General features: G+C 74.3%; 12 protein-coding genes. 7 read left to right on the top strand and 5 right to left on the bottom strand.

The window, feature by feature from the left end:
• The first annotated feature begins 18 nt into the window (after nt 1–18).
• From ACZ407_RS15680 to ACZ407_RS15660, 5 genes are all read left to right on the top strand, one after another.
• Nucleotides 19–1203, top strand: coding sequence for a JmjC domain-containing protein (locus ACZ407_RS15680; RefSeq protein WP_468128622.1), 1185 nt, complete (start codon nt 19–21; stop codon nt 1201–1203).
• Complete coding sequence (locus ACZ407_RS15675; RefSeq protein ID WP_468128621.1) at nt 1200–2093, top strand: aldo/keto reductase; 894 nt, start codon at nt 1200–1202, stop codon at nt 2091–2093. The genes ACZ407_RS15680 and ACZ407_RS15675 overlap by 4 nt, the downstream gene beginning before the upstream one ends.
• A gap of 16 nt (nt 2094–2109) precedes the next feature.
• Nucleotides 2110–2925, top strand: a complete 816-nt coding sequence (locus tag ACZ407_RS15670; protein WP_468128620.1) for a hypothetical protein — start codon at nt 2110–2112, stop codon at nt 2923–2925.
• A 173-nt stretch (nt 2926–3098) separates the two neighbouring features.
• Nucleotides 3099–4820, top strand: a complete 1722-nt coding sequence (locus ACZ407_RS15665) for an ABC-F family ATP-binding cassette domain-containing protein (protein WP_468128619.1) — start codon at nt 3099–3101, stop codon at nt 4818–4820.
• The gene (locus ACZ407_RS15660; RefSeq protein WP_468128618.1) at nt 4807–5172 is read left to right on the top strand and encodes a hypothetical protein; all 366 of its coding nucleotides are present in this window, start codon (nt 4807–4809) and stop codon (nt 5170–5172) included. The genes ACZ407_RS15665 and ACZ407_RS15660 overlap by 14 nt, the downstream gene beginning before the upstream one ends.
• Before the next feature lie 37 nt (nt 5173–5209).
• On the opposite strand, the gene ACZ407_RS15655 is transcribed toward ACZ407_RS15660, so the two are convergent.
• A complete protein-coding gene (locus ACZ407_RS15655; RefSeq protein WP_468128617.1) occupies nt 5210–6319 on the bottom strand; it encodes a right-handed parallel beta-helix repeat-containing protein in 1110 nt (369 codons plus the stop codon).
• Nucleotides 6320–6553: 234 nt separating this feature from the next.
• On the bottom strand, nt 6554–6913 hold the full coding sequence (locus tag ACZ407_RS15650; RefSeq protein ID WP_468128616.1) for an ArsR/SmtB family transcription factor: 360 nt from the start codon (nt 6911–6913) through the stop codon (nt 6554–6556).
• Between the two features lie 664 nt (nt 6914–7577).
• Here ACZ407_RS15650 and ACZ407_RS15645 point away from each other — a divergent pair.
• Both ACZ407_RS15645 and ACZ407_RS15640 read left to right on the top strand, forming a co-directional pair.
• On the top strand, nt 7578–8912 hold the full coding sequence (locus ACZ407_RS15645; protein WP_468128615.1) for an MFS transporter: 1335 nt from the start codon (nt 7578–7580) through the stop codon (nt 8910–8912).
• Between the two features lie 66 nt (nt 8913–8978).
• Nucleotides 8979–9281, top strand: coding sequence for a hypothetical protein (locus ACZ407_RS15640; protein ID WP_468128614.1), 303 nt, complete (start codon nt 8979–8981; stop codon nt 9279–9281).
• A gap of 18 nt (nt 9282–9299) precedes the next feature.
• Here the strand turns inward: ACZ407_RS15640 and ACZ407_RS15635 are convergent, their stop codons facing one another.
• The 3 genes from ACZ407_RS15635 to ACZ407_RS15625 are packed head-to-tail and all read right to left on the bottom strand — an operon-like array spanning nt 9300 to nt 15068.
• Entirely contained in the window at nt 9300–9761 is a 462-nt protein-coding gene (locus tag ACZ407_RS15635; RefSeq protein ID WP_468128613.1) for a hypothetical protein, read from the bottom strand.
• Nucleotides 9762–9793: 32 nt separating this feature from the next.
• Nucleotides 9794–12403, bottom strand: a complete 2610-nt coding sequence (locus ACZ407_RS15630; RefSeq protein ID WP_468128612.1) for a beta-propeller fold lactonase family protein — start codon at nt 12401–12403, stop codon at nt 9794–9796.
• A 37-nt stretch (nt 12404–12440) separates the two neighbouring features.
• Nucleotides 12441–15068 carry a beta-propeller fold lactonase family protein gene (locus tag ACZ407_RS15625; protein WP_468128611.1) on the bottom strand — a complete coding sequence of 876 codons (2628 nt, stop codon included), beginning with the start codon at nt 15066–15068 and terminating at the stop codon, nt 12441–12443.
• Nucleotides 15069–15084 lie beyond the last annotated feature (16 nt).

The raw sequence follows: 15084 nt of genomic DNA, 5'->3' as shown, positions 1-15084 counted from the left end.
CGACCGAGGAGACCCACGGTGATTGATTCCGCATCGTGGGCGGAGCGTCTGGGCGGGGACACGTTCCTCGCCCAGACGTGCTTCCGTGCCCACACAGTGATCCGCTCCCACGGCACCACCTTCCCCGCGCCCCTGACTTGGGACGACCTCAACGAGATCGTGGCCGCTCACCGGCTCGAACCGCCCCGGATGCGGCTCTCCCGTGCCGGGGAAGCCGTCCCCGCCACGGCGTACTCCATCCTCCGCACGAACCGTCGCGGGGTGTCCTGGTACCAGCCCCAGCCTGCCGAGTTCCACGCCCGGCTCGCCGAGGGCGCGTCCCTCGTCATCGACGCGATCGACCAGATCCACCCGCCCGTCCGGGAAGCCGCGGCCGGCCTCGAACGGTTCTTCCGGACCCCCGTGCAGGTCAACGCGTACGCCTCGTGGACCGCCGAGGAAGGCTTCGGCACCCACTGGGACGACCACGACGTGGTGGTGCTCCAGCTCGAAGGCTCCAAGCGCTGGAAGATCTACGGCCCCACCCGCCAGGCCCCCGCCTGGCGCGACGTGGAAGCACCCCAGGCCCCGACGGGCGAGCCGATCGCGGACATCGTCCTGACGCCCGGCGACTTGCTCTACCTGCCGCGCGGTTGGTGGCACGCCGTGACCGCCGACCAGGGCACCGCATCCCTCCACCTCACCTTCGGCCTCGCCACCCAGACCGGCGCCGAGTTCCTGGGCTGGCTGTGCGACGACCTCCGGGCCAGTGCGACCGTGCGCGCGGACGTGCCCCGCTTCGGTACGCCGGTGCAACGGACGGACTACGTGAGCGCTGTACGAAGGGAGTTGCTGGCGGCCTTGGACGACCCTGATGTCTTGGACCGCTGGGAGAGGGTGTTGGACACCACCCACCCCGGCCGCCCGCGCCTGTCCCTGCCGCACCTCACCGCCATCCCGCCGGAGCCGGGCACCACCATCCGCCTCACGGCTCCCCGTGCCCGGATCGACCAGGACGACCGGACGGTGACGTTCGCCGCTGCCGGGAACGAGTGGACCTTCGCCCTCCGCGTCGCCCCGGCCCTCCGCCTCCTCGTGGAGGGTAAGCCGGTCACCCTCGCAGAACTGGCCGCCGAATCCGAGCTCACCCTCGGGCAGGTGGCGGAACTCGTCACCGCTCTGGTCGCCGGGCAGGCCGTCGCAGTCGTCGGAGGCTCCCAGTGAGCGCTTCTCTCGGCCTGGGAACGTACCGGGTGCGCACCGTCGAGCTGGCAGCGCGCACCGCTTGCGCAGACGGCTCCGTGTGGATCGACACCGCCCCCAACTACGGGGACGCCCACCGTCGGCTCGGCCCTGTCATCGCCGACCACCCCCGGGCGAGAATTGCGACGAAGACGGGCTTCTTCACCAGGGCGCAGGGGCAGGCTGCTGTACAGGCCGGGCTCCTCACCTGGGCACAGGTGGCCACCGGTCACAGCCTCCACCCTCTGTTCATCCGCTGGCAGACGGAACACTCTCTCGCCGTGCTCAGCAGGGCCGACCTCGTGTTCGTCCACAACCCCGAACACGCCCGTCTCGACCGCGCCGAACTGCACAAGGCGCTGCGCGACGTGTTCGCCGTCCTGGAAGAGTTCGCCTGCATGGGCAGGATCGGCGGCTACGGCGTGGCCACGTGGTCGGGCTTCTTGCACGGCACCTTCACCGTCCCCGAGTTGCTGGGCTTGGCACAGGAGGCCGCCGGGTCGGGTGAACACCATCTCCGTGCCGTACAGCAGCCGGTCCGCCTCGTCATGGCCCGTCCGATCGTGCTCGCCCTGGACGGTCGTGGCCCCCTGGGCCAGGCCCGTGCCGCAGGTCTGACCACCTTCGGCTCCGCACCCCTGGACGGCGGTCGACTGCCTGGACTCGCCACGCGGGAACTCGCCGAGTTCATCCGCCCCGGGGCCACTCCGGCTGCAGCCTGCCTCCTCGCTGCTACCTCCTGCCCGAGCCTGGACGTGGTACTGCTGTCTGCCGGCACACCCGCCCGCTGGGCTGCGGCCAAGGACGCCACCGCCTCCCCGCTCGACGCGGAACAGCTCAGGAAGGTCACCGATGTACTCGCCCAAGGATGAAATCACCAGGGCCCGCATGGAGGACGCTCTGGCACACGCCGCCGCCCGGCTGTCCACCACGGCGACCGGGGCACCGGCGTGGGGCTGGCTGGGCCGCACCATCGGCAGCCGCACCGAGGGCGGCCACTGGCTCCGCGTCCACTGCGGTGAGGCGTCGAAGACCCCTGCTCCTCGGAGCGGGGGAATCGTGCTCGCCGAGGAACGGGTGTCGGACGTGGTCTCCCGTCCGCACCTCCACGACCTGTATCGATGGAACGGCGGGGAGTACGTCTTCGAGGCGGAGCTGATCGACTACATCGCCCAGCCCGTCATCTCCCCGCAGACGCCCGACCTCACCGCAGACCCGGGACTTCCGGACTCCTGGTGGACGACCCTGCAGGAGAGCTTGGACGCCCTCAGCGCCGCCGAACCGCCCCGCGAGACGATCCGGCAGTCCTGGGCCGACCGGGTCTTCCCCGAGTTCCTGGGCATTCCGGCGCCGACCATCAGCGAACGCGTCACCGGACATGGCGACCTCCAATGGGCCAACCTCACCCACGCTCCGCTCGTCCTCCTGGACTGGGAGCGCTGGGGAGCCGTGCCCGTGGGCTACGACCCCGCCGTGCTGTACGTGAACAGCCTCCGCGTCCCCGCCGTCGCCGAGCGGATCCGTGTCGAATTCGCCCCCGTTCTCGACACCCCGGCCGGCCGGATCGGCGAGCAGATCGCCCTCGCAGAAATGCTCCAGGCCGTCGGCCGCGGCTGGTACGCCGAACTGGCCCCGTTCCTGAGGCGACGCGCAGAGGAGCTGAACGGGGTCCGTCCCCCGCGTGCGGTTGCCGCAGGGAAATGAGGAAGCGAGTCAGTCACTGAAGCTCCCGGGGTTGTGTACGGCAACCCTTCGGGAGCCACGCGGGAAAGAAGCGAGACGGAACGTCTTGTCGTTCTTGGGATGCTCGTCTACTCTTCTACGAGACGAGACGTTCCGTCTCGTAGAGTCCCTGTCCCCTGCGGGAGGAGTTGCCTTTGCGTGCTTCGGTCGGTGGAAGTCAGGTCGTGCTGGTCGAGGTCGGCAAGCGGTATGGGAACCGGGTCGTGCTCGATCGGGTTTCCGGGGCCGTGCGGTTCGGTGAGCGGGTCGGGGTGGTCGGGGACAACGGGGCCGGGAAGTCCACCCTGTTGCGGCTGCTCGCCGGGCGGGAGCGGGCCGATTCCGGGCAGGTGACCGTACGGGCGCCCGGCGGGACCGGGTACCTCGCTCAGGAGCCGGAGCTGCCGCCCGGCGCGCGGGCCGGCGATGCGGTGGACCTCGCGCTCGCCGAGGTACGGGATCTGGAACGGCGGATCCGCGCCGCCGAGGAGCGGATGCACCTGGCCGGGCCCGAGGAGCTCGCCGCGTACGACGCCTTGGTCGCCGGTTACGAGGCGCGGGGCGGGCGGGACGCGGACCGGCGGGTGGCCGCCATCCTGCGCCGGCTCGGCGAACGGGAGCCGCTGGACCGGGACCGGGCCCTCGGCTCGCTCTCCGGCGGACAGCGTTCCCGGCTCGCGCTCGCCGCGGCCCTGGCCTCCGGGCCCGAGCTGCTCCTGCTGGACGAGCCGACCAACCACCTCGACGACGAGGCGCTGGCCTGGCTGGAGGCGCGGTTGACCGCCCACCGCGGCACCGTCGTCGCCGTCAGCCACGACCGGGCCTTCCTGGACCGGGTCACCACCGCGATCCTGGAGGTGGAGAACGACCGCCACACCCTGCACCGTTACGGCAACGGCTACGCCGGGTACCTCACCGGCCGGGCCGCCGCCCGGGCCCGCTGGGAGCGCGAGTACGCGGAGTGGGGCGAAGAGGTCCGGCGCGTGGAGCGGCTCGCGGACACGCACATCGGGCGGCTCGCGGAGATCCCGCGCAAGGCGCCCGCGGCGTTCAGCGGGGCGGGGGCCTTCCGGGCCCGGTCGCGGGCGCACGGCGCGATGAGCCGGATCCGCAACGCGCGGGAACGGCTCCAGCGGCTGACGGAGGATCCGGTGCCGGCCCCGCCGCAGCCCCTGCGGTTCACCGGCGGGTTCGGCGCCGCGGAGGGCAGCGGGGCGGGGCTGGTCGAGGCCGTGGACCTGGCGGTGCCGGGGCGGCTCGCGCCGGTGTCCTTCCGGCTGGAGCCGGGCGAACGGCTGCTCGTCACCGGGCCCAACGGCTCCGGCAAGACCACGCTGCTGCACGCGCTCGCGGAGCACGGCGGCGACGGAGGCGCACCGGGCGGCCAGGGTGTCCAGGGCATGCAGGGCATCCAGGGCGGCCGGGGTGCACGGGTGGTACGCGGGCGGGTCGGGCTGCTTCGGCAGGACGATCCGTGGATCCGGGAAGTCCGGTCGGTGACGGGGCGGTTCGGGGCCGAGTTCGGTGCCGCGGTCGTCGGGCTGGGCCTGCTGACCGACGCCGACCTGGTGAAGCCGATCCGGGACCTGTCCGCCGGGCAGCGCCGGAAGCTGGAACTGGGCCGGCTGGTCGCCGGAGGCCCGTACGACGTACTGCTCCTCGACGAGCCCACCAACCACCTCGCGCCCGGCGTGGTGGAGGACCTGGAGGCGGCCCTGGCCCCGTACCCCGGCACGCTGATCGTCGTCAGCCACGACCGGCGGCTGCGCGCCGGGTTCCCGGGCCGGCGGCTGGAACTGGCCCCACCCGCCACCGACTCCGCGGCCCTCACCAGCCGGCCCCGGTATGCCTTAGCCTCCGGGAATGGAACGAGCTGAGATCCTCAAGCGCGTCATCGGCATCCTCACCGAGGCACAGGAGATCCGCCGGGCGGCGGAGGCCGGGGAGGACGAGGAACTGTCCGGCGGGGGACCGGACGTGGTCACGCAGCTGCTCAACGAGATGCTGCCCTCGATCCGGGTCCCCGCCGACGCCGCGCCCGGGGAGGTGGCGCGGACGATCGCGCTCGCCATCGGACCGGCCCTCCAGTCCATGGTCGCCGGCTTCACCCTGGCCTTCACCAGCCTGGCCATGGCCCACGAGAGCGGCCGCCCCGACGTGTCCGCGACCGACGTGCTGCGCACGCTCGCCCTCCAGATCGAGGCCGGCTACTTCGACGAGGGCCCCTGACCGGGCCCCCGCTGCCCGGGGCGGTACGGCTCTGCGGCTACGGCTGCGGCTTTTCGTTCACGGTCGCCGTGAAGCCGCAGCATGCGAACTTCTGGATCCGCGCACCGGAGACCTTCGAGATCTTCACGTGCTTCAGCGTGGCGGTGGTGTTCGCGGTGGCGGCGACGACCGCGACCCCGCCGACGCCGCCCTTGACGGTGTCCTTGACCGCGGTGAACGTGCCGTCCTGGAGGGCCATTCCGAAGTAGTCGCTGTCGATCAGGGTGTTGTGGCTCGTCTCCAGCGAGCCGAAGCCGTAGATGCCGAGCTGGTTGCGGACGAGCCGGTTCCCGGTGACCACCACCCCCGTGTCGGCCAGGATGCCGGCGTGCTGGAACTCGTTGAAGAAGTCGGTTCCGCAGCCGTCGTCCGGCTCCCGGCAGGAGTTCTCGCTCACCGTGTTCCGCTCGGCCCTGCCGGTCGCCTCGACGAACTCGATGCCGTCGGTGGAGATGGTCTTCTGGCCGGTGACGACGTTGCGGAGCAGGGTGGCCGTCGACTCCTCGCCGAGCGCGACGATGCCGGCGCCCTGGTAGTCCGTGATCCGGGAGTCCCGGATGACCGCCGAGCCGGCGCCCGTGGGCAGGCCGCCGATGAGGACGGCCGCGGCACTGTGGAAGCACGGGGCCATGGGGGTGTCCTTGATGTGCGTCACCGCCGCGTGGCTCAGGTCCAGGCGGGCGTCGCCCAGCACCCGGATCCCGGCCCCGAGGGCGCCCGCGGCGCACGTACCGGAACCCGGCCCGCTCACCGAGAGGCGGGACATCTTCACGGACGCGGCGTTGTCGAGGAAGACGATCGAATTGCCGCCGTCCGGGCCCTCCACCAGCTGTTCGGGGGCCAGGATGGTGGTCCTTCCGGCCCCCGCCCCCGTGAGGGTGAGGTCCTTGCGGATCGTCACCTGCTCGCGGTAGGTCCCGGCGCGGATGGCGATGCGGTCCCCGGCGCTCGCGGCGTCCACCGCGGACTGGACGGTCGGGTAGGCCGCCGAGGGGACCACCAGCTCGCGCGGCTTCGAGGCGGCGGCCGAGGGCGCGAACGAGCCGAGGGCCACCGAAGCCAGCAGCGTGCCGAGAGCCGCCGCGCACCGTGTGCGGAGGGGGTTCATGGGGGTTCCTCCCGAAGGAACGGGCGCCGGCTGCGCGGAGCCGCTCGGCGCCGGGGGACACGTGGCGCGTGACGCGCATGACGCGCGCGGCACGTGGCGGCACGGCGGGACGGGCCGCGTCGCACAGGCCACCCGAGCACGGGGCGGGCGGGATCGGCGGGGGCCGTGCCGCAGGCGTGGGCCGTCCGGAGCAGCGGGACCACACGGCAAGACGCAGGGAGGATCCGCGCCCCCTCAGTCGTGCGGGGCCTCGCCGCTGATGCGGTGGTCGGCGTGGCTCAGGGCCTCCAGCACCAGGCGTCGCAGGTGGCCGTCGCCGAGGCGGTAGAAGACGTGCCGGCCCTCGCGGCGGGTGTCCACCAGCCCGGCCAGCCGCAGCTTGGCGAGGTGCTGGCTGACGGCGGTGCGCGAGGCCGTGCAGCGGTCGGCGAGCGAGCCGACGTCCGACTCGTCCTGGGCGAGCAGCCACAGCAGGTGCAGCCGCGTGGCGTCGGCGAGCAGCGCGAACACCGCGGCCGCCTCGGCCAGCCGGGCGTCGTCGGGCGCGCGCAGGTGCGCGGTGTTCGCAGCTGGTACGGATTCGCTCACGGGCATGGGAACAGGGTAGGCGCCCCCGATCCCAGCCGGACCCGGGCGGTGCACGGCCCGGCCGCCGGTCTCCCGGGCCCGGTCCCCCGGGGCCCTACCGCGGCCCCGGCGCCCGCCGCCCCGCCGCCCGGCGCGCGCCGCGCCGCCCGCCGCCCCGCCCCGGCCGCTGTCCCGCAGCCCGCCGCCTGCCCCACCCACCCGGTCACCCCGGGCCGCCGCCCCCGGCGCCCGCCGCCCCCGGCGCCCGTCGCCCGCCCCGGCCGCCGCCCGGCTCCGGCTGCTGCCTCAGCCGCCCGCCCCGCCGCCCGCCGCCCCGCCCCGGCCGCTGTCCTGGCGCCCGCCGCCCGGCGCCCGCCGCGCCGCCCGTCACCCCAATCCGCCGCCCCCGGCCCCCGGCGCCCGGCGCCCGTCGCCCGCCCCGCCCGCCCGCCCCGGCCGCCCGCCCCGCCCCGGCCGCTGCCTCGGCCGCCCGCCCCGGCGCCCGCCGCCCCGCCCCGGCCCGTCGCCCCGCCGCCCCGTCGTCCGGGGGCCCGGCGCCCCGCCAGGTCCGGCCGTCCAGTCGGCCGCCAGCCCGTTCCTGCCCCCCCTCCACCCGTCGTCATGTGCGCAGCTGCGCACATGACGATAGGATGTCGGGGACCGGTTCATCCGCCCCGCGAAGGACGACCGCATGCTGTCCGTACTGCGCAACCGCACCTACCGGACCCTCTTCGCCGCCCAGGTGATCGCCCTGCTCGGCACCGGCCTGGCGACCGTCGCCCTGGGCCTGCTCGCCTACGACATCGCCGGGGCCCGGGCCGGCTCGGTCCTCGGCACGGCCCTGGCCATCAAGATGGCCGCGTACGTGGTCATCGCCCCCGCGATCGGCGCCGTCGCGCACCGGATCCCGCGCCGCGCCCTGATGGCCGGCTCCGACCTCATCCGCGCCGCTGTCGCGCTCGCGCTGCCCTTCGTGGACCAGGTCTGGCAGGTGTACGTCCTGATCTTCGCCCTCCAGGCCGCCTCCGCCGCCTTCACCCCGACCTTCCAGGCGGTCATCCCCGACGTGCTCCCCGAGGAGGGCGACTACACCCGGGCCCTGACGCTCTCGCGGCTCGCCTACGACCTGGAGAGCCTGTTCAGCCCGGCCCTGGCCGCCGCCCTCCTGACCTTCACCACGTACAACTGGCTGTTCCTCGGCACCGCGGGCGGGTTCCTCGCCTCCGCCGCACTGGTCGTCTCGGCCGTCCTGCCCAAGCCCGCCCCGGTCCCGTCCGGTGCCGGGGCGAGCGCGGGCGCGGGGGCGGGGGCTGCGGGCGGCGCGTACGCGAAGGCCACCGCGGGCGGCCGGCTCTTCTTCCGCGTCCCGCGCCTGCGCGCCCTGCTCTTCCTGAACCTCGCCGTGGCCACCGCGAGCGCCCTGGTCACGGTCAACACCGTCGTCTACGTACGCGACCGCCTCGGCCGCTCGACCGGCGACGTGGCCTTCGCCCTGGGCGCGTACGGTGCGGGCTCCATGCTCGTCGCCCTGGCGCTGCCGCGCGTGCTCGCCACGGCCGGCGACCGTACGGTGATGCTGCGCGGGGCCCTGCTCCTGTCCGCCGTGTTCGGCGGGGCGGCCGCGGTCACCCTCGCGCCCGCGGGCGGCTGGCGCTGGCCCGCCCTGCTCGCCGTGTGGGCCGCTTTCGGTGCGGCCGGTTCGATGGTCCTCACCCCGACCGGGCGCCTCATCCGGCGCTCCGCCCCGCCGGAGCAGCGGACCGCGGCCTTCGCCGCCCAGTTCTCCCTGTCCCACGTGGCCTGGCTCGTCACGTACCCGCTGGCGGGCTGGGTCGGCGCGAACGCCGGGCTCCCGGCCGCGGTCCTCGCCCTCGGCCTGATCGGCCTGGCCGCCGCCCTGGCCGCCGTACGCCTCTGGCCGACCGGCGACACGGACGCTTCCCCGCAGGCCGACGACGACGCGGCCCCGGCGCCCGCCGCCGCAGACGCGCCCCGGCTGCGCCCCCGTACGCCCGTGTCACGGTGAGTGGTGACTCCTTACCGTGGGTCACGACAATGGCGGGGCGGTACGAAAGAGGCAGGTGGACGACCGATGCGTGGAACACGGCGTGCGGTGCGGGTGCTCGGAGCGTGCGCGGCGGCGCTGACGCTGGCGCTGGCCGCGCCCGGCACGGCCCAGGCGGCCAACGGCGTACTGCTCATCGACGGGACGGCCCACCGGAACCCGTCCGGCTGCTACCCGCTGGGCGACTTCGTGCCCTCCGAGGTCGCCAACTTCACGGACGAGGCGGCCTTCTTCTGGTCGGGGCCGTTCTGCGACGGGGAGGTGACCGGCTCGGTCCTGCCGGGCCGAATCGTGCATCCGGCCCCCGGCCGGAGCGTGTTCATCCTCTGAGGCGGCGGGGCGGCCCGCCTACTCGCAGTGCAGTGCGGCCGGCTCTCCGGGGGAGGAGAAGGAGGCCGTTCCCTCCTTCTCCATGCCTGTGGTCCGAGCGGGGTCGGGCTTCTGCTGCGGGTCCTGAGCGGGCTTGACGAAGGTGAACGTGGCGACGAAGTCGGTGCCGCTCAGCACGAGGGGCGCGCTGCCTGCGGCGGCGGTGTCCGCGGTTTTCCGGGACTTGTTCGCTTCCTTGAGCGTAAAAGAGATCTTTCCTGTCCCGGCGGTGGTGAACACGCCGGCGGTATAGGTGAATTCCGCCGTGAGGTCCTTCTCGATGTCCGCCGGCAGGCAGGCCGCGCGGCCGCCCACCCGGACGTGCGGGCTCGATCCCTTCACCTCCAGGGGATCGGCAGGTGTGAGCGTGTACGTCGCAGCGGGGTCTTTCGGCGCCGTGATGGTCACCAGGTCCCCTTCGACGACCACGGGTTCGGCCATGGGTCAGTCACCCCCCGGCGCTGCGCCGCCGTTCACAGGTCCACCATCGACAGCGTGTCCGAGCCGGTGTTCGCGACGTACGCACGGCGGCCGTCGGCGGCGAAGGCCACCCCGTGCGGGGCGCTGCCCACCGGCACCGGCTCGCCGACCGTCCGCAGGGCCGCGGTGTCGACCAGGACCATGCACTTCGCGGCGGGGACCGTGACGAGCAGGAGCTTCCCGTCCCCCGCGAGCGCCAGGCCGTGCGGCGGTCCCGGCAGGGCCACGGTGCCGGTGACGGCGAGCGTGCCGGCATCGGCCACGAGCAGCCGGTCCGCGCCCGCGTCGGCCACGAACAGCCGGGCGCCGTCGGCGGTGACGGCCACGGCGGTCGGGGCGACCCCCATCGCGGCGGGCGTACCGAGCACGGTGCCGCTGGTCGTGTCCACGACGGTGACGGTGCCGGCGTCGGAGGCGGCCACGTAGAGCCGTGTGCCGTCGGGGGAGACCGCTGCGCCGAGGGGGGCGCTGCCGACGGGGATGGGTGTGCCGAGCACGGTCCGGGCGGCGGTGTCCACGATGGACACCGTCCCCGCGCCGGAGTCGGTGACGTAGAGGCGGTTGCCGCCGGGGCCGAGGGCCAGGGCGTGGGGCTGGCCGCCCACCGGGATCGGGGTCCCGGTGAGGGCATGGGTCCGGGTGTCGATCACCGAGACCGTGCCCGACCCCGAATCGGCCACGTACGCGAGCCCGTCGGCGGCCGCCAGGCCCACCGGGCGGGTCCCGACCCGGATCCGGGCGGGCCCCACGTCCACCACGCACAGGTGGTGGGAGCCGGAGGCGGCGACGCAGGCGCTCCGCCCGTCGGGGGTCAGGGCCAGGTCCTCGGGCCGGAAGCCGACCAGGGTCGTGCCGACGACGGTCCGCGTCTGCGTGTCCACCGTGACCATGGTCCCCGAGCCGGACGCCGCCACGTACAGCCGGCGTCCGTCCGCGCTCACCGCCATGCCCATGGGCCGGCGCCCGACCGGGACCGGCTCGCCGACCACGCTGCGGGTGGCGGTGTCGAGGAAGGTCACGGTGCCGGAGTCCCGGTGGCCGACATACACGCGCTGCCCGTCCGGTGCCACGGCGACGCTGCACGGGAACTTGCCCACCGCGATGGTGCCCAGGACGGTGCGGCTGCCGGAGTCGATGACCGTCACACTGCCCCCGTCGAGGTTCGCCACGTACAGGTGTCCGCCGGGCGTCAGCCCGAGGGCGTGGGGAAGGCGGCCCGTCGGGAAGGACTCGACGAGCCCGGTCGGAACGCCCGGGTCGATCACGAGGACGGCGTCCGCCCGCCCATCGGCGAGGAACAACCGCTTCCCGTCCGGGGTGACGGCGATGTCCAGGGCCACTGCCGCGGCACCGGCCACGCTCGTGAACACGTCGAGCCGGGGGCTGGTGTTCAGCTGGAACCAGCTTTCGTCTCCTGCGACGAAGAGCCGCTTCCCGTCCGCGGTCAGGGCCATCCCGGCGACCGCCCGGGACAGGAAGACCTCCTCGACGACCGTGTGCGTCCGGAGGTCCACGACCTGGACGGACTTGGCGATCCGGTTGCCCACGTACGCGCGGCCGCCGTCCGGCGCCAGGACCACCGCGCTCGGCTCGCGGCGGCAGGCGATCCGGGTGTCGGCGGTGCTGACGACGGAGACCGAGTCGTCGCCGGAGGAGGTGACGTACACCCGGCGCCCGTCCGGTGCCGCCACGCCCTCCGGCCGGGTGCCGACCGGGACGCGCATCGAATCGGGGAGGAAGGGCACCACCGCGCGGGCCCCGCGGTCGGTGGCGTAGCCGCGGCGGCCGTCGGGGGTCAGCAGGATGCGGAACGGGGCGCCGCCGATCGGCACCGTACGGATGGTCTTCAGGCTCGCCGTGTCCAGGGAGGTGATCCCGTCCACCTCGCCGTGGCACACGTACAGGCGCCTGCCGTCCGGTGACAGCTGGAGGTCCTGGGGGGATCCGGCCAGGGGGACCGTCGCGCTCACGCCGAGCGTGACGGCGTTGATCACGGAGATCTTGTTGTCGAGCAGGACGGCGACGAAGATCCGGCTGCCGTCGGGGGAGACGGCGAGGGCGCTGGGGGAGTTTCCCACCGGTACGGGGGTGGCGAACGCGGTGTCGGCGCCGGTGTCGACCACCGTCACGGCGCCCGCCCCGGCGTCGGCGACGTAGACGCGCCGGCCGTCGGGGGAGACGGCGAGCCGGGAGGGCTTGGGACCCACCGTGATCTCGCGGATCTTCTTGCCCAGGTCGGTGTCGATCACCGCCACGGCGTGCAGGGACTCGACCGACGCGTAGATGCGGCGTCCGTCCGGGGTGACGGCGAGGGATCCGGGCTTCCCCCCGACGTCCACGGTGCGGGTCCGCTTCTGCGTGGCGATGTCCACTTCGGACACGCCCGCCGCGCCGTTGAGGATGTACAGGCGCTTGCCGTCGGGATGGGCGACGAGGTCGCCGGGAGTTCCGACGAACGTGCCCAGCACGCGGTCGTCGGCGGTGTCGATCACGGAGACCGTGGAGGTGCCGCCGGTGACGTAGAGCCTGCGGCCGTCTCTGGACAGCGCCAGGAATTGGGAGGACTGGCCGAGCGGGATGGGAGCGGTGCCGGTGTTCACCACGGCTCCAGCATGGAGCGGCTGCCGGTGGTCGGCAATTTCAGCAGTCCACCACCGACACCGTGTCCGAGGCGGCGTTCGCCACGTACGCCCGGCGGCCGTCCGGGTCGAGGGCCACCCCGTGCGGGGCGCTCCCGACCGGGATCGGGGGCTCGGACGGGGCGAGGGTGGCGGTGTCGACGAGGACCAGGCACTTCTCGGCGGGGACGGTGACGAAGAGCCGCTTCCCGTCTGCGGAGAGCGCCAGGCCGTGCGGCGGTCCCGGCAGGGCCACGGTGCCGGTGACGGCGAGCGTGCCGGCATCGGCCACGAGCAGCTGGTCCTTGCCCGCGTCGGCCACGAACAGCCGGGCGCCGTCGGCGGTGACGGCCACGGCGGTCGGGGCGACCCCCATCGCGGCGGGCGTACCGAGCACGGTGCCGCTGGTCGTGTCCACGACGGTGACGGTGCCGGCGTCGGAGGCGGCCACGTAGAGCCGTGTGCCGTCGGGGGAGACCGCCGCGCCGAGCGGGGCGCTGCCGACGGGGATGGGTGCGCCGATCACGGTCCGGGCGGCGGTGTCCACGATGGACACCGTCCCCGCGCCGGAGTCGGTGACGTAGAGGCGGCTGCCGCCGGGGCCGAGGGCCAGGGCGTGGGGCTGGCCGCCCACCGGGATCGGGGTCCCGGTGAGGGCATGGGTCCGGGTGTCGATCACCGAGACCGTCCCGGACCCGGAGTCGGCCACGTACGCGAGCCCCTTCGCGGCCGCCAGACCGACCGGGCGGGTGCCCACCCGGATCCGGGCCGGGCCCAGGTCCACCACGCAGAGCTCGTCGGATCCGGAGGCGGCGACGCAGGCGCTCCGCCCGTCGGGGGTCAGGGCCACGTCCACGGGCCGGAAGCCGGCCGCGGTCCGGCCGACGACCGTCCGCGTCTGCGTGTCCACGGTCACCAGGAGACCGGAGACGGACGCGGCGACGTACAGCCGGCGTCCATCGGCGCTCACCGCCATGCCCTTCGGCTTGCGGCCCACCCGGACCGGCTCGCCGACCACGCTGCGGGTGGCGGTGTCGAGGAAGGTCACGGTGCCGGAGTCCCGGTGGGAGACGTAGACGCGCTGCCCGTCCGGCGCGGCGGCCAGGCCCCAGGGGAACGTGCCCACCGCGATGGTGCCCAGGACGGTGCGGCTGCCGGAGTCGATGACCGTCACGCTCGCCGATTCGAGGTTCGCCACGTACAGGTGCCCGCCGGGCGTCAGCGCCAGGGCCTCCGCATCACGGCCCACCGGCAGGGGCGGAAGGGCTTCGGTGAACGCGGCCAGGTCGAACACGGCCACGGCGTCCGCACCGGCCTGGGCGACGAACAGGTGTGACCCGTCGGGGGTGACGGCCACGTCCTGGGCGCCGTCCACCACTCCGTCCGCGCTCAGGAACTCCGACGCCGGCGGGCCGAGGCCCAGCACCGAGAAGCCGTCGTCGCCGCCCACGCACAGCAGCTCGCCGTCCGCGGTGAGGGACATCCCGGCGACCTGACGGGACACGGAGACCTCCTCGGTCACCGTGTTCGTCCCGAGGTCCACCACCGACACGGTCTTCGCGGTCCGGTTGCCCACGTACGCCCGGCTGCCGTCCGGTGCCACGATCACGGTGCTCGGCTCGCCCCGGCAGGGGAGGCGCGTGTCCGCGGTGCCGACCACGCAGACGCAGTCCTCACCGGAGGAGGTGGCGTACACGCGGCGGCCGTCGGACACGCCCGCCGCCGTCACCGGCACCGCCACCGCCTCCGGGCGGAGGCCGGCCGGGAGGGGCACGGAGCCGGTGAGGAAGGGCACCACCGTGCGCGCCTCGGGATCGGTGGCGTAGCCGCGGCGGCCGTCGGCGGTGAGCGCGATGCGGAACGGGGCGCCGGCGATCGGGATCGTACGGAGGACCTTCAGGCTCGCGGTGTCGACGGAGACGATCCCGTCGATGTCGCTCGGGCACACGTACAGCCGCCTGCCGTCGGGGGACAGCTGCAGGTCCTGGGGGAAGCCGGCCACCGCGACCGTGCCGACGAGCCCGAGGGTGGCGGTGTCGATCACGGAGACCTTGCCGTCGATCAGGGCGGCGGCGAACACCCGCCGGCTGTCGGGGGAGACGGCCAGGGAGAGGGGGAACCTCCCCACCGGCACGGGGCTGCCGACGAGGGTGTCGGTGCCCGTGTCGATCACCGTGACGCTGCCCGCCTCGGCCGCGCAGACGTACGCGCGCAGCCCGTCGGGGGAGACGGCCACCCGGGAGGGCTCGGACCCCACCGCGATCTCGCGGATCTTCTTGCCGAGCCCGGTGTCGATCACGGCCACGGCGCGCAGGGACTCGACCGACGCGTAGATGCGGCGCCCGTCCGGGGTGAGGGCGAGGGATCCGGGGCTGCCCCCGACGTCGATGGTCCGGGTCACCGTCTGCGTGCCGGCGGCCACCTCGATCACGCCCGCCGTGCCGTTGGAGATGTACAGGCGGCCGTCGGGATGGACCACGAGGTCGCCGGGCGCCCCGTTGAACGTGCCGAGCAGGCGGTCGTCGGCGGTGTCGATCACCGAGACGGCGGACGGTACGCCCGTGACGTAGAGCTTGCGCCCGTCCCGGGACAGTGCCAGGCAGACGGGCTGCCGACCGAGCGGAAGGGGAGCGGTGCCGGTGTTCACCACGGCTCCAGGATGGAAC

Source organism: Streptomyces sp. NPDC030809, from assembly GCF_055572195.1.
Note: the sequence above shows the minus strand (reverse complement) of the source record. Positions and strands in the feature narration are given on the sequence as shown.